The organism is Acidovorax kalamii (genome assembly GCF_002245625.1).
In the GTDB taxonomy this organism is placed as follows: domain Bacteria; phylum Pseudomonadota; class Gammaproteobacteria; order Burkholderiales; family Burkholderiaceae_C; genus Acidovorax; species Acidovorax kalamii.
On sequence record NZ_NOIG01000006.1, the window covers coordinates 172,939 to 191,797 of the forward strand.

Here is an 18,859-nt window from a genome sequence, read left to right on the forward strand (position 1 = left end):
CCGACAACCCCAACCAACCGCACCACGGAGGCCTTATGGTCAAGAAACTGCAGAAACTCAGCGCTGACAAAAAGAAGAGCAACGCCCAACTGTCCAGCACCGTCAAGGACTCCGCACAGCAGATCTGGCTGGCGGGCCTGGGCGCCTTCTCCAAGGCACAGGAAGAAGGCGGCAAGGTGTTTGAAGCCCTGGTCAAGGAAGGCCTGACCATCCAGCGCAAGACCCAGGCCGTGGCCGAAGAAAAGATCACCGAAGCCACCAGCCGCGTAACCACTATGGCCAGCGACATCGGCTCCAAGGCCCAGGGCCAATGGGACAAGCTCGAAAACATCTTTGAAGACCGCGTGGCCAAGGCCCTGGCCAAGCTGGGCGTGCCCTCGGCCCGCGACCTGGAAGCCCTGAGCGCCCGTGTGGACGCCCTGGCCAAGGGCAGCAAGGCAGCTCCCGCCAAGGCTGCAGCCAAGCCAGCCGCCAAGGCCCCTGCCAAGAAAGCCGCAGCCAAGAAGGCCGCTCCTGCCAAGGCAGCCGCCAAGCCCGCAGCCAAGGCACCCGCCAAGAAAGCTGCAGCCAAGAAGCCCGCAGCCCGTGCCGCAGCCGACACCGGCGCCAGCACTCCATCGGCCAGCTGATCGCTCACCACCCACTGGCGCAGGCGGGCAGCAGCCCGCCCGCTGAAAGCGGCCCACGTGCAACAGCGCGCTGGCCGCTTTTCTTTTTTTGGTGAAACCCATGAAGTGCGTTACAAGCAACTGCAGCAAGGGTTTGCCGCAAGACGGCATGCCGCACTGCAGCATGACTGCGTGGGTTAGAGTAGGCATCAGAGAGACACCGAAACAACGAAGCACAACGACGCGAAGGGCCTGCACACATGGTGAAGAAAGCGCCACGCCGCACCGCAGAACGCATTCTGGAAGTCACGCTGGACCTGTTTAACCGGTTCGGCGAACCCAACGTCTCCACCACCCTGATTTCGGCCGAGCTGCGCATCAGCCCCGGCAACCTGTACTACCACTATCCCGCCAAGGACGAGCTGATCAACGCGCTGTTTGATCGCTATGAGCGCTCGCTCACCGAGTTGCTGGCCGCCGCCGACGGCGTGCGCAATGTGGAAGACGCCTGGTTCTTCATGCACACGCTGTTTGAGCTGATCTGGCAGTACCGCTTCCTGTACCGCGACCTCAACGACCTGCTGTCCAAAAACCGGCGCCTGGAGACCCACTTCCAGGCCATCCTCAAGAACAAGACCCGGGCCGTGCGCGCCATGCTCGATGGCATGGGCCGCGCGGAATCCCTGCACATCGACTCGCGCGAGCTGGAGGCCACCGCCACCAGCATGGTGGTGGTGCTGACCTACTGGCTCAGCTTTGAATACGTGCGCGACCCGCGCCGCGCACTGGAGCCCGAAAGCGCCCAGGCCGCATTGCTGCGTGGTGCCCACCATGTGCTGAATCTGCTCATGCCCTACCTCGAAAGCGGCCAGCGGGCCCACCTGCTGCAGCTGGTCGGCGCTTATGCAGCAGCGCCCGGCTGATACCGCCCACCCGCCACAGACATCCACCAACAAGAACTTCCGGAGACACACCATGGCCAAATGGACCCCCTTCCCCCACGCGGGCGACTACCGCTTTGACGCCGCGAGCGTCAAAAAGCACTGGGCCCGGCTGCATGGCGGGGACGCCGAACCCTGCCCCAAGGACACCGCCGTGCTGGAAGCCTGGGCACTGTTCCACAACGGCGACTTTGAAAAGGCCGCCGCTGCAGGCCTGGCCGCCGGTGGCGCAGGCATCACCGTGGCCAACAAGGCCACGTCCATCTACGCCAACTACCTGGAACCCAAAGAGAAAACGCGCCTGGACCTGTTCACCCAGGTGGCCGAGCGTGCCGAGGCCCAGGCGGGCGAAGACCCCAGCAACGCCAACGCCTGGTACTGGCATGCCTACGCGCTGGGCCGCTACAGCCAGGGCATCAGCGTCGCCAAGGCGCTGGCGCAGGGCCTGGGCGGCAAGGTGAAGGAATCGCTGGAGAAAGCCATCGCCCTGTCACCCAAACATGCCGACGCGCGCATCGCACTGGGCGCCTTCCATGCCGAGGTGATCGACAAGGTGGGCTCGCTGATTGGCGGTATGACTTATGGCGCCAAGAAGGACGCGGGCCTCAAGCTGTTCCAGGAAGCCCTCAAGCTCAACCCGGGCTCGGCCATCGCCATGATCGAGTACGCCAACGCCCTCGTGATGCTGGAAGGCGACAAGAAGATGAAGGAAGCCACCGCGCTCTACGAAAAGGCCGCCGCAGCAGAGCCCATGGACGCCATGGAGCGGCTGGATGTGGAAATGGCACGGAGTGAACTAGAGGAAGAGTAAGGGGGCATCCCCCTGAGGCGCTTCGCGCCTTCCCCCTTCTCTCGACTGGCTACGCCATTCGGGAAGGGGGACGACACCCTCGCTGCGGGGCGGCCCTTGCTCGGTGTCCCAGGCGTGGGCAGCGCCAGTTTTGCAGGTCGATGGGCATAGAAAACCGCTTCGCACTGATGCAGCGACTGCGTTGCAAGGCCCTCAGCCCCCAAACCGCCGCGCGGCAATCTCCAGCAAGCCGTCAAAAATCAGGTTGTCCACCAGCTCGAAAGGCCGGGTCATGCTGGGCGCCATCTTCCAGCCCGCCCCGCCCGTCATGATGCAGGCGGGCTCCTGGCCGCAGTGCTGCAGCAGGTGCTGGTACATGCGCTCCACCGCTCCGGCAATGGCATAGGTGCCACCGCTGGTCAACGCGTCGCTGGTGTTGGTCGGGAACAGGCGCACTTCGCCCGTGGGCACATGCAGACCGGCGGTACCGGTCTCCAGCGCCCGCAGCATGATGCCGTGGCCGGGCAGGATGAGGCCCCCCATGAAACGGCCTTCAGCGTCGATGCACTCGACCGTGACGGCCGTGCCCACCATCACCACAATCAGCGGCCGCGCAGGGCCTCGGGCCAGCACATGGTGGCGCGCGCCGATCATGGCCACCCAGCGGTCCGAGCCCAGGCGCGAGGGGTGGTCGTAGCCGTTGGTGAGACCCGCCTCCTGCGCGGATGACACGACCCAGGAGGGTGCCACGTCCCACAGTTCCATTTGCTCCTGCACCCGGCGTTTGACGGCATCGCCCGCCACCACACAACCCAGCATGTGCTCCGGGTGGATCAGCGGGGCCCAGCTGCCTTCGGCCAGGCGGTCAATGTGGTCGAGGAACTCGGCGCCATGCGCCATCAGCGCAGCCCCGGGGCGGGGAGCGTCGTACAACGCCCATTTGAGACGGGTGTTACCGACGTCGATGGCCAGAAAAGTCATGCGGCGGATTATCCCGAGTTTTGGCATCCGGGCTGATCCCGCTGCGACAGCCCTCCAGCCGCCCTGGCGGGATTGTGAAAAATCGTTTCGCGCCGCTGTCTGACACGGGGTGGCCTCGCATTGCCGCTACAGTGGTCGTTCCTTTTTCTTTCTGCAACCTCAGGAGGTACGACATGGGTCTTTTCAGTTTCATCAAGGAAGCCGGTGAAAAGCTGTTTGGCGGCAAGGACGCGCAGGCTGCCACCGCCGCCGCCCCCACGCAGGATGAGCTCAACACCAAGGCCGGCAAGGCCATCGAGACCTACATCGCCGCCCAGAACCTGGGCGCCAGCAACGTGCAGGTGGCCTTCCAGGGCCCCGAAGGCAAGGTCACAGTCAAAGGCGCAGCCCCCACGCAAGCCGCCAAGGAAAAGATCACCCTGTGCTGCGGCAACGTGGCCGGTGTGACCAGCGTCGAGAACCTGATGGAGGTCACCAACCCCGAGCCCGAAGCCCAGTACCACGACGTGGTGCGCGGCGACACGCTCAGCGCGATCGCCAAGAAGTTCTATGGCGATGCCAACAAGTACCCCGTGATCTTCGAGGCCAACAAGCCCATGCTGAGCCACCCCGACAAGATCTACCCCGGCCAGAAGCTGCGCATCCCTGCACTGAAGTAACCCCCCTGAGTCGCCTGCGGCGCCTTCCCCCCAGGGGGACACACCCGGTGGCCCGGCAAAGCCGGTTCCACGGGTGCACCGGCGGGAGCGGGGGGGTATTTGACGCCCGAGTCCGCGCGCAGCGCGCGGCTCCCGCGAATTCAGGAAAAGTAGCTGCTACCGCTTGATAAACAGGCGCTAGCAGCTATTTTTTTAGGAGCATCAACCCTGCTTCCACGGCAGGCCATGAAAGCGCCAGCCGCCCTTCTTGCCGCGCTGGCTTTGCGCATCCGCATCGCCCTCAAACCCCTCAAGAATGTTGTAGGCCGTGATGCCCAGCTCGGTGGCACGGCGCGCGGCGGCAATGGAGCGCACGCCGCTGCGGCACAGCAGCACGGCCCGCGCGCCCTCGGGTACGGCGGCGCGCATCTGGGCATCAAAGTCGGCGTTCATCGCCATGCCCGGCCATTGTTTCCAGGCCACGGCGGCGGCGCCAGGCACGTAGCCGACCCACTCGCGTTCGGCGTCGCTGCGCACGTCCACCAGCACGGCCTGCCCGGCCTGCACCCATTGCCAGGCCTGTTGGGGCGTCACGTCACCGGCGTAGCCGTCGGCGGGAGAAATCTTGGCTTCGGTCATCGTCAAGGTCCTTCTTTCAGTCCCACAAAGGGGCGGGTTCGTCACGGAGATGGCTGCGTAGCTGCGCGTAGTCGGGCACCACGGTGGCCACGGTGTCCCAGAAGCGGGGGCTGTGGTCCATCACGCGCAGGTGGGCCAGTTCGTGCGCCACCACGTAGTCGATGATGGCCGGGCGGTAGTGCAGCAGGCGCCAGTTCAGGCGGATGGAGCCGTCGGCCTTGGCGCTGCCCCAGCGGGTGTTGGCGCTGGACAGGCGCAGGCTGGCCCAGCGCACGCCCAAGAGCGGCGCAAAGTGGTCCAGTCGCTCTGTGAAGTGGCGGCGCGCGTCACGCATGAGCCAGGCCTGCACGGCGTCACGGATCTGCGCGGGGCTGGCGCTGTGGGGCAGGCCGATGTGCAGGCTGGGCTGATCCGTTGCAGTGACCAGCGCCCCGCCCTTGCCCGCAAAGCCGTGGCTCGGGTCCAGCACCACCGTCAAAGGCTCGCCCAGGTAGGGCAGCACGGCACCATGCGCCCACACGATGCGGCCGCCCTCCATGCGCTGCTGGCGCTCGCGCGCCTCGCCCAGCTTGCGCAGGATCCAGTCGGATTTTTCGCGCAGCGCAGAATCCACCGCGCCCAGCGTGACCCAGCTCGGTGCCCGCACCGACAGGCCGTCGGGCCCCACCGAGAAGCCGATGCTGCGGCGCCGCGCGCGCTGCAGCGCGTAGGCCACCACGGCATGGCCCAGCAGCACCTCGCGGTTGGCCTGGGGATGGCGAAACTCGGCGGGGGACAGCAGAGAGGGCAGCGGCACGGCGGGCGCTGCAGGGCGGCTTACTATCGTTTTAGGAGGCACCAACGCTTGCCCATCGGGCGCAGAGGGCATTTTTTGTTTGGTATCGGGCACCCCGGCCGCCGGTGCCACGGGTGCAGGTGCCGCAGCGGCCGGCGGGTCAAACAAGTCCAGCGCCAGTTGCACAAGCCGCTGCATCACGATGGGCTTATTTCCCGCTTTGGGTGGTTGTGTCGGCCGCAGGGGCAGCGGGGGCTTGCGGGTAGGCCCCGGGGTCCAGGCGGCGCATCTCGGCCTCGATCCAGGCTTCGACCTCGCGCATCAGCTCATCGGGCTCGCGCCCCACGCTGGAGATGGGTTGGCCGATCGACACGTCCACCACGCCGGGGCGCTTGATGAAGGCCTTGCGCGGCCACACCTTGGCCGAGGTCACGGCAATCGGAATCACGGGCGCACCCGTGTCGATGGCCAGGCGCGTACCGCCGGTCTTGTACTGGCCCTTTTGCCCGCGCGCGATGCGCGTGCCTTCGGGGAACATGATGATCCAGATGCCCTTGGCCAGCAGGTCCTTGCCCTGCTGCACCACCTTGTTGAAGGCCTGGGTGCGCTGGCTGCGGTCGATGTGGATCATGTCCAAGCGCCCGATGGCCCAGCCGAAGAAGGGCACGTAAAGCAGCTCCTTCTTGAACACGTAGGCCAGGGGGTGCGGCATGATCGTGGGCATCAGAAACGTCTCGAACGTGGACTGGTGCTTGACCAGCAGCACCGCACCTGCGTTGTCGCCCTGCGGCAGATGCTCCATGCCGGAGATCTCCACCCGGATGCCCAGGATGGTCCGCGCACCGCTGATGCACAGCGAAAGCCAGGCCCGCGCGATGCGGTACAGCGGCAGGCCGCGCACCCCCAGCAATGTGCCCAGCATGATGGTCAGGGCGTAAGGCACCACGGTGATGCCCATCCAGAGAAGGTGAATGACAGAACGGAGAAAGGCCATTTTTTGATGGGTTTTAGGCCGCTACCGCCTGTCAATCAAGCGATTACAGCTATTGAATTGATAGTATCAGGAGACCAGCCCACCCACCGCAGGCAAGGGCATTGCCGCCAGCGGTGGCGCCGTGGCGGGCACTGCAGGCAACAGCTGGTCCACAAAATCGCCCAGGCTGGCATGCACGCGCAGGCCCGGTGGCAGCCCTGCAGGCAGCGGCCCCATCGGGTGCACCTGCGCCGACTGCCCCGTGCATACCAGGTGCAACTGCGCACCCAGCGCAGCCCCGGCCTGCAGGTGCGCGGCGCAGCTGCCCACTACCTGCACGTCGTGGCGCTCCACCCCGTAGCGGTCGCTGATCTGCTCCAGCAGGCCGGGAGCGGGTTTGCGGCAGGCGCATTCCTCGTCGGCCGCATGGGGACAGTAAAAAACAGCGTCGATGCGCCCACCCACGGCCGCCACCTGGCGGTGCATTTTGGCGTGGATGGCATTGAGCGCCACCACATCAAACAGCCCGCGCCCCAGCCCCGGCTGATTCGTGGCCACCACCACATGCCAGCCCGCGTGGTTGAGCCGCGCAATCGCTTCGAGCGCGCCGGGCACGGCGGTCCACTCGTCGGCCGAGGTGATGAAGTCCTCCCCCAGCGGGTTGAGGGTGCCGTCGCGGTCCAGGATGACGAGTTTCATAGGAGGGGGTACCTTGTGGAAACAGACCGCCAGCCTATCAGCCCCGGGGTCACACCGCCAAGCGGGACAGGTCGGCCACGCGGTTCATCGCGTTGTGCAACATCTTGAGCAGGCCCAGGCGGTTCATGCGCACGTCCAGTTGCTCGGCGTTGACCATTACATCGTCAAAGAACGCATCCACCGGCGCGCGCAGCACGGCCAGTGTCTGCAGGCTGGCGGTGTAGTCGCCCGCGTCGAACTGCGCATTGGCCTCGGGCACAAAGCGCTGCAGGGCGGCGAACAGGTCCTGCTCGGCCTTTTCCTGCAGCAGCTCGGGGTTGACGTGGGCGTCCACGGGGCCTTCGACCTCGGCTTTTTTCAGGATATTGCCGACGCGTTTGTTGGCTGCGGCCAGTGCAGGCGCTTCGGGCAGCGACGCAAAGGCGCGCACAGCCGCCAGCTGCTTCTCGACCAGGGCCAGGCGCTGCGGGCGCAGGGCCAGCACGGCGTCCACTTCTTGCGCGCTGTAGCCTTGCTCGCGCAGACTGCCAGCGAGGCGGTCATAGATGAATTCAGCCAGGGCTGCCGAGGCGTCGGTGATCTTGTCGCCAAAGGCGGGCACGGCACCGGCCAGCAGTGCCGTCAGATCCAGCGGCAGGTCTTTCTCGACCAGCATGCGGATCACGCCCAGCGCATGGCGGCGCAGCGCGAATGGGTCGCGGTCGCCGGTGGGCAGGTTGCCAATGCCGAACATGCCGACAAGGGTTTCCAGCTTGTCGGCCAGGGCCACCACGACGCCAGCGGTGTTGCGCGGCAGCGCGTCGCCCGCAAAGCGCGGCTTGTAGTGGTCTTCGATCGCGTGCGCCACGGTCTCGCCCAGGCCGTCGTTCAGGGCGTAGTAGCCGCCCATGATGCCCTGCAGCTCAGGAAACTCGCCCACCATGTCGGTCACGAGATCGGTCTTGGCCAGTTGCGCGGCCAGATCGGCATCGGCCACCAGGGCGGCGTCGCCCAGTTGCGTGGCGATGGCCTTGGCAATGGCGCGCACGCGCTCCACGCGCTCGCCCTGCGTGCCCAGCTTGTTGTGGTACACGACCTTGCCCAGACCATCGACGCGCGACGCCAGGGTCTTCTTGCGGTCTTGATCAAAGAAGAACTTGGCATCGGCAAGGCGCGGGCGCACCACGCGCTCGTTGCCGCCGGTGACAAAGCTGGTGTCTTCGGGGCTGATGTTGCTGACCACGAGGAACTTGTTGGTCAGCTTGCCTGCGGCGTCCAGCAGCGGGAAGTACTTCTGGTTGGCCTTCATCGTGAGGATGAGACACTCTTGCGGCACGCCCAGGAACTGCTCTTCAAACTGGCAGATGACCACGTTGGGGCGCTCGACCAGCGCGGTCACTTCGTCCAGCAGGGCATCGTCTTCGATGGGGCGGGCGCCATTGCCCACCTTGGCGGCAGCAGCAGCGAGCTGGCGGGCGATCTCGGCCTTGCGCTCGGCAAAGCTGGCGATCACGGCACCGTCCTTCTTCAGCGTGGCGGCGTAGCTGTCGGCATCGGCCAGCACCACGGGCGACACGGCGGCTTCAAAACGGTGGCCGGTGGTGCTGTTGCCCGCCGTGAGACCCAGCGCCTTGACGGGCACCACGGTGCTGCCATGCAGTGCCACCAGGCCGTGCGCTGGGCGCACAAAGTTCACGCTGGTCCAGCCGGGCAGCTCGCAGTCCGTTTCGAGCTGGTAGCTCATGACCTTGGGGATGGGCAGCTTGGCAATGGCTTCATCCAGCGCCTTTTGCAGGCCCGCCGCCAATGTGGCACCGGGTACCACGCTGTCGTAGAACAGGGCTTCGGCCTTGCCGTCCTGCGCGCGCTTGAGCGCGGCCACTGCGGCTGCGGGGTCGGACACGTCCGCACCCAGCGCCTGCAGCTTTTTCAGTAGCGCGGGCGTGGCGTTGCCGTCCTTGTCCAAGCCCACGGTCACGGGCATCAGCTTTTGCTGCACGGCCTTGTCGGCGGCCTTGTCGGCCACGGCCGTCACATGCGCAGCCAGGCGGCGGGGCGATGCAAAAGGGGTGACCACCGAAGCGGCTGTGGCCAGGCCCTGGGCCTTGAGCTGGTCGCCCAGCACGGTGGCAAAGGCATCGCCCAGCTTCTGCAGCGCCTTGGGAGGCAGCTCTTCGACAAACAGTTCAACGAGGAGGTTTTGGGTTGTCATCGTCATTTCTCTCACGCAGCCTTCTTCGCCATCTGTTCCACCCACTCGCGCGGCGCCATGGGGAAGCCCAGGCGTTCGCGGCTCTCGTAGTAGCTCTGTGCCACGCTGCGGGCCAGGTTGCGGATGCGGCCGATATAGGCAGCGCGTTCCGTCACGCTGATGGCACCGCGCGCATCCAGCAGGTTGAAGCTGTGTGCGGCCTTGAGCACTTGCTCATACGCAGGCAGCGCCAGCTGTTGTTCCATGAGGTACTTGGCCTGCTTTTCGTGTGCGTTGAAGGCGGTAAACAGGAAGTCGGCGTCGCTGTGCTCGAAGTTGTAGGTGGACTGCTCCACCTCGTTTTGCTTGTACACGTCACCGTAGCTCAGGGTGTCGGTCCACTTCAGGTTGTAGACGTTGTCCACGCCCTGCAGGTACATGGCCAGGCGCTCCAGGCCGTAGGTGATCTCGCCCGTAGCGGGCTTGCAGTCGATGCCGCCCACTTGCTGGAAGTAGGTGAACTGCGTCACTTCCATGCCGTTGAGCCACACTTCCCAGCCCAGGCCCCAGGCGCCGAGCGTGGGGTTCTCCCAGTCGTCTTCGACAAAGCGGATGTCGTTCTTTTTCAGATCAAAGCCCAGGGCTTCCAGCGAGCCCAGGTACAGCTCCAGGATGTTGGCCGGAGCGGGCTTGAGCACCACCTGGTACTGGTAGTAGTGCTGCAGGCGGTTGGGGTTCTCGCCATAGCGGCCGTCCTTGGGGCGGCGGCTGGGCTGCACGTAGGCGGCCTTCCAGGGCTCGGGGCCGATGGCGCGCAGGAAGGTGGCGGTGTGCGAGGTGCCTGCGCCCACTTCCATGTCATAGGGCTGCAAGAGTGCGCAACCCTGCGCGTCCCAGTAGGACTGCAGCTTCAGGATGATTTGCTGGAAGGTCAACATGAGGTTCGGGGCACTGGCAGGGCCAGGGCCGGGCAATGAGGAAGGTGAAACAACAACGGGATCAAGCCGGTGCCCGGGCCCGCTGTCTCTCAAGAAGAAACGGCGTTGTGCCAGGGCGAAACCAGTGATTTTACGGCGCCCCGCCAAGAACAAAGGCCGGGGCCCTTGTGGAGCCCCGGCCTCGGCAACCGGTATCGCGTGCAGTGCGCTCTGGCGAGCGGTTGGTGCGCAGTTCGGGAGATCAGTATTCCCAGAAAATGCGCTGGAGTTCCTTGCTGTCCTGGGTCTTGGTCAAAGCCACCATGGCAAGGATGCGGGCCTTTTGCGGACGCAGGTCATGCGCCACCACCCAGTCGTATTTGTCGTCAGGCTGCTCGGCATTGCGCAGCACAAAACCATCGGGCACGCGGGCCGAGCGGATGATCTGCACGCCCGAGGCGCGCAGGGCCTTGAGCGATTCCACCGCCTGAGCAGCCACCGAGCCGTTGCCGGTGCCAGCATGGATCAGCGCCTTCACGCCCGCCTTGCCGTAGGCCTCGATGCCGGTGGTGTTCATGTTGCCGTAGCCGTACACGATGTCCACAGCAGGCAGCGCCTTGATGTCGTCGATGTTGAACTCGGATTGCGTAGTGTGGCGCTTGACCGGCGCGCGGAACCAGTAGTTCTTGCCTTCCACCACCATGCCCAGCGGGCCCCACTGGCTCTTGAAGGCCTCGGTCTTGATGTTGATGGTCTTGCTCACGTCGCGACCGCTCTGGATCTCGTCGTTCATCGTGACCAGCACGCCCTTGCCGGCAGCGTCCTTGCTGGCGGCCACGGTCACGGCGTCGTACAGGTTCAGTGCGCCGTCGGCCGACAGGGCTGTGCCGGGGCGCATGGAGCCCACCACCACGATGGGCTTGGCGGTGCGCACGGTGAGGTTCAGGAAGTACGCGGTTTCTTCCAGCGTGTCGGTGCCGTGGGTGATGACGATGCCGTCCACGTCAGCCTGCTTGGACAGGGCGGAGACACGCTGGCCCAGGCGCAGCAGGTGCTCGTTGGTGAAGCTCTCGGAGGCAATCTGGAACACCTGCTCACCAGACACCTTGGCTACATTGGCCAGCTCGGGCAGGCCCGCCAGCAGCTTATCGACCGGCACCTTGGCGGCGGCATAGGTCGCGCTGTTGGCAGCCGAAGCGCCCGCACCGGCAATGGTGCCGCCCGTGGCGAGCACGACCACATGGGGCTTGGCCGCCTGGGCCAGGGCGACCGTGGACAGGGCCGAGAGCACGACGCCCGCAAACCAGCGGCGCGTGATGGACGAGGAAGAAGAAGCAGAAAAAATTCGCATGGTTGTGTCTCCGGGTCATTCTCCGGGCGCTGCGGGGTAGTGCGGCGCCCTGCTGCCGTCCGCCCCGGTGCGCGGGTGTCGGACGGTGCGGCATCCTATGAGAAATCCACACACAGCCAAGTGGAATAATTGCCGCCACCCTGTGAATTGAATTCACACCCCTTCTTCCCGGAATTCCCATGAACCTGCGCCAGCTCGAAGTGTTCCAGGCCGTTTTGCAGACCGGCAGCATGAGCGCGGCAGGCCGTCTGCTGTGCATCACGCCCTCGGCCGTGAGCAAGGCCGTGGCCCACACGGAGCTGCAGCTGGGCTACCGGCTGTTCAACCGCACGCCAGCGGGCCTGACGCCCACGCCCGAGGCGCAGGTGCTGGCCGTGGAATCCGGCAGCATCCACCGCCAGCTGGATGCGCTGCAGCGCACGGCGCGCAACCTGGCGACCACCGAGCTGGGCGATGTGCGGCTGGCAGCCATCCCGTCCATCACCCACGAATTTCTGCCCACGCTGCTGCATCGCCATGCGCAAAAGCACCCACAGGTGGGGGTGGAGGTGCGCACCATCCACCAGGACCAGATGACGCAGGCACTGCTCACGCGCAGCGTGGACTTTGGGCTGGGTTTCTTCGAGCATCCGCACCCGCAGGTGCATAGCGAGCTGCTGGTGAGCGGGCGCCTGTCGCTGGCCGTGGCCCGCACCCTGTGGGACCGCGCTCCACGTGCCGCCAGCACCGCTGCGCGCCTGGCGCAGGTGCCCGCCATCCGGCTGGTGGGCGACGACCCGATGCGGCAATCCATCGACCACACGGCCGACCGCCTGGGCACACCGGGCGGGCCAGGCATCCAGGTGCAGACATCGCGCCTGGCGCTGGAACTGGTGCGGCTGGGCATGGGCTGGACGGTGGTGGACTTCCTCACCGCCATCCGCCTGGACCCGGCGCACATGGTGGCAGTGGAACTGCCCGACCTGCCGCCCATGTCGCTGTACAGCTACCACGCGGGCAACCACCCACCGGGTCTGCAGGCCACGCGCATGCTGGCCATGCTGCCTGCGCTGCTGCATGAGGCGCTGTCGCCCAGGCCGCGCAAGTAGCCCCCGCAGCCACAAAAAAACCCGCCGCCGCAAACGCGGGGGCGGGTTGGGACGCAGCGGCAATGCCTACCGCGTCAGGCGCCCATCCAGCGGCGCAGCACCAGGCTGGCGTTGGTGCCGCCAAAGCCAAAGCTGTTGGACAGCACCGTGGTCAGCTGCGCGTCGCGCGTCTGCGTGACCAGGGGCATGTCGCCCAGGGCCGGATCGGGCGTTTCCACATTGGCCGATCCCGCGATGAAGCCCTGGTTCAGCATGATCATGCAGTAGATCGCCTCCTGCACCCCGGTCGCACCCAGCGAGTGGCCGGTGAGCGATTTGGTGGACGAGAACGGCGGCACCTTGTCGCCGAACAGGGCCTTCATGGCGCGCACTTCCTGCATGTCACCCACCGGCGTGGAAGTGCCATGGGTGTTGATGTAGTCGATGGAGCCGTCCAGGCCTTCCATCGCCTGTTGCATGCACGCAATGGCGCCATCGCCCGACGGAGCCACCATGTCTTCGCCATCACTGGTGGCACCAAAGCCCACCACCTCGGCCAGGATGGTGGCGCCGCGTGCCTGGGCATGCTCCAGGCTCTCCAACACCACCGCGCCACCGCCGCCTGCAATCACAAAACCATCACGGTTCGCGTCGTAGGCGCGCGAGGCTCTCCCGGGCGTTTCGTTGTATTTGCTGGACATCGCGCCCATGCCGTCAAACAGCAGCGACATGCCCCAGCTCAGCTCTTCACCGCCGCCCGCGAACATCACGTCCTGCACGCCCCAGGCGATCTGCTGCGCAGCTGCGCCGATGCAGTGCGCCGAGGTCGAGCAGGCCGAGGTGATGGAGTAGTTGATGCCCTTGACCTTGAAGTTGGTCGCCAGGCAGGCAGAAACCGTGGAGCTCATGCAGCGCGTGACCTGGTACGGCCCCACACGGCGGATGCCCTTTTCGCGCAGCGTGTCGGCCGCTTCGATCTGGTTGGCAGGCGAGCCACCGCCCGAGCCCATGATGAGGCCGGTGCGCGGGTGGCTGACCTGCTCGGGCGTGAGACCGGCTTGCTGGATCGCGTCTTCGAGCGCGATCTGTGCATAGGCCGCCGCGTCGCCCATGAAGCGCAGCTGCTTGCGGTCGATGCGCGCTTCGATGTCGATCTCGGGCGCGCCGCCCACCTGGCTGCGCAGGCCCAGTTCCTTGAACTTTTCCACGGCCTTGATGCCACTGGTGCCCGCACGCAGCGAGGCCTCCACTGTGGCCAGGTCGTTACCGATGCACGAGACGATGCCCGCACCGGTGATGACTACACGCTTCTTGGTCGTCGTCATGCTGCTACGTCCTTGTCGTCGCCCTCGCGCTTGAACAAACCTACGCGCAGGTCGTTGGCGACGTAAATTTCCTTGCCATCGGCCAGCAAGCGGGCGTCGCCAATGGCCATCACCAGCTTGCGCTTGATCACGCGCTTGATGTCGATTTCGTAGGTGACCAGCTTCACGTCCGGGCCCACTTCGCCGGTGAACTTGACCTCACCCGCGCCCAGGGCGCGGCCCCGGCCGGGCAGTTGCAGCCAGGTCAGGTAAAAACCGATGAGCTGCCACATGGCATCGAGCCCCAGGCAGCCGGGCATGACCGGGTCGCCCTGGAAATGGCAGGCAAAAAACCACAGGTCAGGCTTGACATCCAGTTCAGCGCGGATTTTTCCCAGCCCGTGCGCCCCCCCATCACTGTCGATGTGCGTGATGCGGTCAAACATCAGCATGGGTGGCAGCGGCAGACGCCCGCTGTCAGCGCCGAACAGCCGGCCTTCGCCCGAGGCGATCAGTTGTTCGTAGGAAAAGGAATCTGCCATTTTCAGTCGTGCTCCAGAACGGCGGGTTCGCCCGCCTCAAATCATCGTTGTCCGCAAAACAAGCCCCCGCTTGCGGGGCTCTATTATCAAGGCATAGGGAGGAGCCTCTAAAGAAGGGATTGTCCGGCCCTCTGGCGGCTCCACAGGCGGATGACCTAAATCAACCGCCTCGCGCCCTGTGCACACCCCGTGCCAGCAGGGCCGCAACCAGCGCCAGCCCCCCCAGGGCCCACAGCGGCCACAGTCCCCAGCGCGCCACCCACCATGCATAGGGCGTGATCGCCCAGCCGGTTTGTGCGCTGAGCCCGCGGCCTTGCACGTCGCCCCGGAGCACGCCCCGGGTGTGGCGCTCCAGCTGGTGCGTGACCACGCCCCGGTGGTCGATGATGGCCGTGGCGCCTGTGTTGGTGGCACGCACCATGGGGCGCTCGAACTCCAGCGCGCGCATGCGGCTGATGTGCAGGTGCTGGTCAATCGCCACCGAATTGCCAAACCAGCCGATGTTGCTGAAGTTCACGAACACGGTGGGCGCCTGGGCCGGGTCGATGAAACGCGCGCCCAACTCCTCGCCAAACAGATCCTCGTAGCAGATGTTGGGCGCAATCCGCTGCCCCTTCCACACGAAAGACGCCTGACCCACGGAGCCCCGGTTGAAGTCGCCCAGCGGGATGTCCATCATGGCCGTGAACCACTTGAAGAAGGGCGGAATGAATTCGCCAAAAGGCACCAGATGGTGCTTGTCATAGCGGTAGGGCGTGGCCTGGGTGGCGGGCCCCATGCCAAGCACCGAGTTGGTGTAGCCCAGCGTTTCATCCCCCAGCGGAATCCCCACCAACGCGGCCTGCGGGCCTTGTGCGTAGCGCTGCTGGATGCCCTCGAGGTACCCCGGAATGAGCTGCTGCGGCAGCAGCGGAATCGCGGTTTCGGGCGCCACCACCAGGTCGGCCTTGGCATCGCGCAGCACGGCGGCGTACCACTGAAGGGCCACGGGCACACCACTGCCCGGCTGGAATTTCTCGTCCTGCGGGATGTTGCCTTGGAGGAGCTCCAGGCTCAGCGCGGGCGGCTGGGGTTGTGAGGGCGTGTGGCACAGGTTGACCGCACAGAAGCGCTGCGCCGTGGCCCCGGCCAGCACAGCTGCCAGGGCCAGCAGCAGCGCCAAAATGCGCCACCGGCGCAGGTCGGCGAGGCGCAGTTGCACCACCCCCATGGCCAGCGCTGCCGCCACGGCGCCCAGGCCATAGACCCCCACATACCGTGCCAACGGCGCCAGCGGCCCGTCCACATGGGCATAGCCCCCCGCCCCCCAGGGAAAGCCCGTCCACCAAATGCCCCGCGCTAGCTCGGCCAGCAGCCAGAGCGCTCCAAAAAAAAGAGCAGCTCCACCTTGATGGACGGGCGCAAGGCGGCAAAAAAGGCCTAAAACAACGGCGTAGTAGCTGCCCAGAAACGCGGCCAGCGCCAACACGGCGGCCACCGCCAGCGGCGCAGGCAGGCCGCCATAGGTGTGCATGGAAATGAACAGCCACCAGAAGGTGCCCGAAAGCCAGGCCGTGGCAAACACGCCGCCAATCAGCGCCCCCCGCTGCCAGGACACCACCGCCCCCGCACCCGGCCGCACCAGGCGCGCCAGCACGGCCAGAGATAGCAGCTGCAGCCACCACAAGGGCTGGCCATGGCCCGGCCAGGCCAGGGAGGCCGCCTGCGCCAGCCCGGCGGCCAGCGCCATCAGCGCCTGCAGGGGCCAGCGCATCGTCAGGGAAGCCCGCGCCATCAAGCGGCAGCGCTGCCGTCTTCGGCCTTGGACACCTTGAACCAGCGCACGGCGCCGCCCTTGGTGTGCAGCACCACAAACTGCAGGCCACCCAGCTGCAGCTGCTCGCCGCGCTTGGGCACATGGCCCATTTCGTGGGCAATCAGGCCACCAATGGTGTCAAAACTTTCGCCGGGATCGCTGCTCTGGATCAGTACATCAAAGGCTTCACAGACGCGCTCGACCGAGGTGTCGCCGCTCACGCGGTAGGTGCGGTCGGCCAGGCCGAAGATGTCGCCGTCGTCCTCGGGGATGTCGAACTCGTCCTCGATCTCGCCCACGATCTGCTCCAGCACATCCTCGATGGTGACCAGCCCGGCCATGCGGCCAAACTCGTCGATCACGATGGCCAGGTGGTTGCGGTTGCCCCGGAACTCGCGCAGCAGGTCGTTCAGGCCCTTGCTCTCGGGCACAAACACCGCCGGGCGCAGCAGGGCGCGGATGTTCAGCTCAGGCGCGCGCTGCAGCTTGAGCAGGTCCTTGGCCATAAGGATGCCGATGATGTTGTCGCGTTCGCCCTGGTACACCGGAAACCGAGAATGCGCGGTGTTGATGACCAGATGCAGCAAATCGTCGAACGGCGAGTCGATGTTGACCAGATCCATGCGCGGCGCAGCCACCATCACGTCGCCCGCCGTCATGTCGGCCATGCGGATCACACGCTCCAGCATCACGCGCGACTCGGCGCCAATGACCTGGTTGTCCTCGGCTTCGGCCAGGGTCTCGATCAATTCCTGGGTCGAGTCGGGGCCAGGGTGGATGAACTCTGCCACCTTCTGCAGGAAGGTGCGTTTGTCTTCCTTTTCGGGCGGGCGCCCGGGATGCGGATCAGACACTGTCGTGGAGTGCAGGACGTGCGGTAGTGGATCGGGCCCCTAGGATAGCGGATTGTGGTGACAGGGCCCGCACCGGCCCCGCCCCGTGCCCAGCCAGGCCTTACTCGGCCGACTGGTGGCGCGCGTGCTGCACGCCGCTGCGCACTTCCTGCACGTTGGCCAGAAAGTCCCAGAACTGTTTGGCCTGCTTCTTGAGCTGGTAGTCCACCTCGGCAAACTGCTGCTCCACGATCTCGGCCATGCGCGTGTCGAGGCTGGCCGGCGGGATCTGCAGGTAGGCCTCGGACTCTGAGCCATCGCGGCGCACTGTGGCACCCGCGTTGCGCGCGATCTTGAGCATGGCCGTGTTCTCGGACAGCGCATGGATGAACACCATGTTCACGCCTTCATTGCGGGCATGCATCACGGCACGCTCGAACAGGCGGGCGCCAAAACCACGGCCCCGGGCCTGCTTGAGCACCGACACGCCGAACTCGGCGCACTGCTTGTGCTCAGGGTGCTCGGAAAACGCCAAGTGGGCCATGGCGATCAGTTCGAGGCGGCGGTTGTAGATGCCGAAGATTTCGTCACGGTTGAAATCCAGCTGCTCGGCATAGCGGCGGATCTGCTCGTCGTTGGCGGCGTAGCCAAAACGCAGGTAGCGGTCTGCAGGCTCCAGCTGCAGCAGGTGCTGGGTGATCCGCTCCCGATAGGAGGGGCCCAGGGAGCGGATAGGAACCATCACGGGCGTCTCCTGCTGGTGGATGTGAATGTCAGAGGCAGAGGAGCCGCCCGTTACCGGGCGCAGCATGTCCCGGCCTGCGTACCAGGATGCCTTGAGCCAGTCTTTGGTTGCGAACATGCAGCCAAATATAAGGGTTTTCCCTCATTTTTTCCAGTCCAAATTGCTGCGCCGCAGCAAAATAGTGACACTACTCAAAAGGCAAAGGAATCGGCTCCAAGCGCCTGATGAAAAAGCCTCAAAAGCTATCAATTTAAGAGCAATCATGCTCTAAAACTCCTCCGCAGGGGTCGCACATGCGACGGCTGGGTGGCTGGACTGCCGTCTGCACCATGCCCCCTTAGCACCCACCGGAGCGTATAGCGCGGCGCGCCTGGCAGCAACCGCCGCCGCACCGACAGGCACGCAAAGAAATCACGCCTGCGACATGCACAGGCGCATCCGAGGACGAAGGTGCCGGGCTACACCGGCACGGCCGTGGTCGCTTTCACGCGGTCGAGCACAAAGCTGGTCTTGCAATCCTGCACGCTGGGGTGCTTGAGCAGGGTGTCCATGATGAAGCGGCTGTAGTGCGCCATGTCGGCCACGACCACGCGCAGCAGGTAGTCCATCTCGCCGGTCAGCGAGGCGCACTCCACCACCTCGGGCCAGGTCTGCACGCTGGCGCGGAACAGGTCCATGGGGTTGCGCTTGTGGCTTTCGGTGTGTTTTTCGAGGCGCACGTTGAGGTAGGCCGTGAGCCCCAGCCCCACCGCTTCGGGCGGCACCAGGGCCACATAGCGGTCGATCACGCCGCTGTCCTCCAGCCGCTTGACGCGGCGCAGCACGGCGCTGGGCGACAGGCCCACCTGCTCGCCGATCACGTCGTAGGTCTCGCGGCCGTTTTCTTGCAGACGGCGCAGGATGGCGCGATCCAGCTTGTCCAATGCGTCAAAAGCTCTCATGACGCAGGATTTTACGGAACTCAGGCAATTTCCCGCCGACCACATTGCAGGCACGGGTATGTCCCGATAGTGACAGCAGCCATCTCCCCAAAAAATAAACACCGCAAAAACGAACGACCGTTCTATTTTGCAAACATAAGAAATCACATC

19 protein-coding genes are annotated in these 18,859 nt (G+C 65.4%); 5 read left to right on the forward strand and 14 right to left on the reverse strand.

Features of this window, described 5'->3' with window-relative positions; translation table 11 throughout:
* Positions 1 to 35 precede the first annotated feature (35 nt).
* The 3 genes from CBY09_RS09625 (at position 36) to CBY09_RS09635 (ending at position 2,360) form a co-directional block, all read left to right on the forward strand.
* Complete coding sequence (locus CBY09_RS09625; RefSeq protein WP_094288898.1) at positions 36 to 629, forward strand: phasin family protein; 594 nt, start codon at positions 36 to 38, stop codon at positions 627 to 629.
* A gap of 239 nt (positions 630 to 868) precedes the next feature.
* Positions 869 to 1,531: a TetR/AcrR family transcriptional regulator gene (locus CBY09_RS09630; protein WP_094288900.1), complete on the forward strand. Its 663-nt coding sequence runs from the start codon at positions 869 to 871 to the stop codon at positions 1,529 to 1,531.
* 52 nt (positions 1,532 to 1,583) lie between these two features.
* Positions 1,584 to 2,360: a tetratricopeptide repeat protein gene (locus tag CBY09_RS09635; RefSeq protein WP_094289405.1), complete on the forward strand. Its 777-nt coding sequence runs from the start codon at positions 1,584 to 1,586 to the stop codon at positions 2,358 to 2,360.
* A gap of 192 nt (positions 2,361 to 2,552) precedes the next feature.
* Here CBY09_RS09635 and CBY09_RS09640 read toward each other — a convergent pair whose 3' ends face one another.
* Positions 2,553 to 3,320 (reverse strand): type III pantothenate kinase, encoded by a 768-nt coding sequence (locus CBY09_RS09640; protein ID WP_094288902.1) that lies wholly within the window; start codon positions 3,318 to 3,320, stop codon positions 2,553 to 2,555.
* A gap of 173 nt (positions 3,321 to 3,493) precedes the next feature.
* Here CBY09_RS09640 and lysM point away from each other — a divergent pair, with 173 nt between their 5' ends.
* Positions 3,494 to 3,979, forward strand: a complete 486-nt coding sequence (gene lysM, locus CBY09_RS09645; protein ID WP_094288904.1) for a peptidoglycan-binding protein LysM — start codon at positions 3,494 to 3,496, stop codon at positions 3,977 to 3,979.
* A 201-nt stretch (positions 3,980 to 4,180) separates the two neighbouring features.
* Here lysM and CBY09_RS09650 read toward each other — a convergent pair whose 3' ends face one another.
* From CBY09_RS09650 to CBY09_RS09680, 7 genes are all read right to left on the reverse strand, one after another.
* A complete protein-coding gene (locus CBY09_RS09650; RefSeq protein WP_094288906.1) occupies positions 4,181 to 4,597 on the reverse strand; it encodes a rhodanese-like domain-containing protein in 417 nt (138 codons plus the stop codon).
* Between the two features lie 16 nt (positions 4,598 to 4,613).
* Entirely contained in the window at positions 4,614 to 5,570 is a 957-nt protein-coding gene (locus CBY09_RS09655; protein WP_094288908.1) for a M48 family metallopeptidase, read from the reverse strand.
* Between the two features lie 10 nt (positions 5,571 to 5,580).
* Positions 5,581 to 6,366, reverse strand: a complete 786-nt coding sequence (locus tag CBY09_RS09660) for a lysophospholipid acyltransferase family protein (RefSeq protein WP_094288913.1) — start codon at positions 6,364 to 6,366, stop codon at positions 5,581 to 5,583.
* Positions 6,367 to 6,432: 66 nt separating this feature from the next.
* The gene (gmhB, locus tag CBY09_RS09665; protein WP_094288915.1) at positions 6,433 to 7,044 is read right to left on the reverse strand and encodes a D-glycero-beta-D-manno-heptose 1,7-bisphosphate 7-phosphatase; all 612 of its coding nucleotides are present in this window, start codon (positions 7,042 to 7,044) and stop codon (positions 6,433 to 6,435) included.
* A gap of 49 nt (positions 7,045 to 7,093) precedes the next feature.
* The gene (gene glyS / locus CBY09_RS09670) at positions 7,094 to 9,235 is read right to left on the reverse strand and encodes a glycine--tRNA ligase subunit beta (RefSeq protein ID WP_094288917.1); all 2,142 of its coding nucleotides are present in this window, start codon (positions 9,233 to 9,235) and stop codon (positions 7,094 to 7,096) included.
* A gap of 11 nt (positions 9,236 to 9,246) precedes the next feature.
* Positions 9,247 to 10,152, reverse strand: a complete 906-nt coding sequence (gene glyQ, locus CBY09_RS09675; RefSeq protein WP_094288919.1) for a glycine--tRNA ligase subunit alpha — start codon at positions 10,150 to 10,152, stop codon at positions 9,247 to 9,249.
* A gap of 241 nt (positions 10,153 to 10,393) precedes the next feature.
* On the reverse strand, positions 10,394 to 11,482 hold the full coding sequence (locus CBY09_RS09680; protein ID WP_094288921.1) for a type II asparaginase: 1,089 nt from the start codon (positions 11,480 to 11,482) through the stop codon (positions 10,394 to 10,396).
* A 179-nt stretch (positions 11,483 to 11,661) separates the two neighbouring features.
* Between CBY09_RS09680 and CBY09_RS09685 the strand changes: the two genes are divergently transcribed.
* Complete coding sequence (locus CBY09_RS09685; RefSeq protein ID WP_094288923.1) at positions 11,662 to 12,570, forward strand: LysR family transcriptional regulator; 909 nt, start codon at positions 11,662 to 11,664, stop codon at positions 12,568 to 12,570.
* Positions 12,571 to 12,644: 74 nt separating this feature from the next.
* Here the strand turns inward: CBY09_RS09685 and fabB are convergent, their stop codons facing one another.
* The 6 genes from fabB to CBY09_RS09715 all read right to left on the reverse strand — a co-directional run bounded on the left by fabB (position 12,645) and on the right by CBY09_RS09715 (position 18,709).
* Positions 12,645 to 13,874 (reverse strand): beta-ketoacyl-ACP synthase I, encoded by a 1,230-nt coding sequence (gene fabB, locus CBY09_RS09690; RefSeq protein WP_094288925.1) that lies wholly within the window; start codon positions 13,872 to 13,874, stop codon positions 12,645 to 12,647.
* Complete coding sequence (gene fabA / locus CBY09_RS09695) at positions 13,871 to 14,395, reverse strand: 3-hydroxyacyl-[acyl-carrier-protein] dehydratase FabA (RefSeq protein WP_094288927.1); 525 nt, start codon at positions 14,393 to 14,395, stop codon at positions 13,871 to 13,873. The genes fabB and fabA overlap by 4 nt, the downstream gene beginning before the upstream one ends.
* Positions 14,396 to 14,555: 160 nt before the next feature.
* Positions 14,556 to 16,169: an apolipoprotein N-acyltransferase gene (gene lnt / locus CBY09_RS09700; protein WP_094288929.1), complete on the reverse strand. Its 1,614-nt coding sequence runs from the start codon at positions 16,167 to 16,169 to the stop codon at positions 14,556 to 14,558.
* Positions 16,169 to 17,044, reverse strand: coding sequence for an HlyC/CorC family transporter (locus CBY09_RS09705; protein ID WP_094288931.1), 876 nt, complete (start codon positions 17,042 to 17,044; stop codon positions 16,169 to 16,171). The genes lnt and CBY09_RS09705 overlap by 1 nt, the downstream gene beginning before the upstream one ends.
* Positions 17,045 to 17,144: 100 nt before the next feature.
* A complete protein-coding gene (locus CBY09_RS09710; protein ID WP_094288933.1) occupies positions 17,145 to 17,885 on the reverse strand; it encodes a GNAT family N-acetyltransferase in 741 nt (246 codons plus the stop codon).
* A 341-nt stretch (positions 17,886 to 18,226) separates the two neighbouring features.
* Positions 18,227 to 18,709: an Lrp/AsnC family transcriptional regulator gene (locus tag CBY09_RS09715; RefSeq protein ID WP_094288935.1), complete on the reverse strand. Its 483-nt coding sequence runs from the start codon at positions 18,707 to 18,709 to the stop codon at positions 18,227 to 18,229.
* Positions 18,710 to 18,859 lie beyond the last annotated feature (150 nt).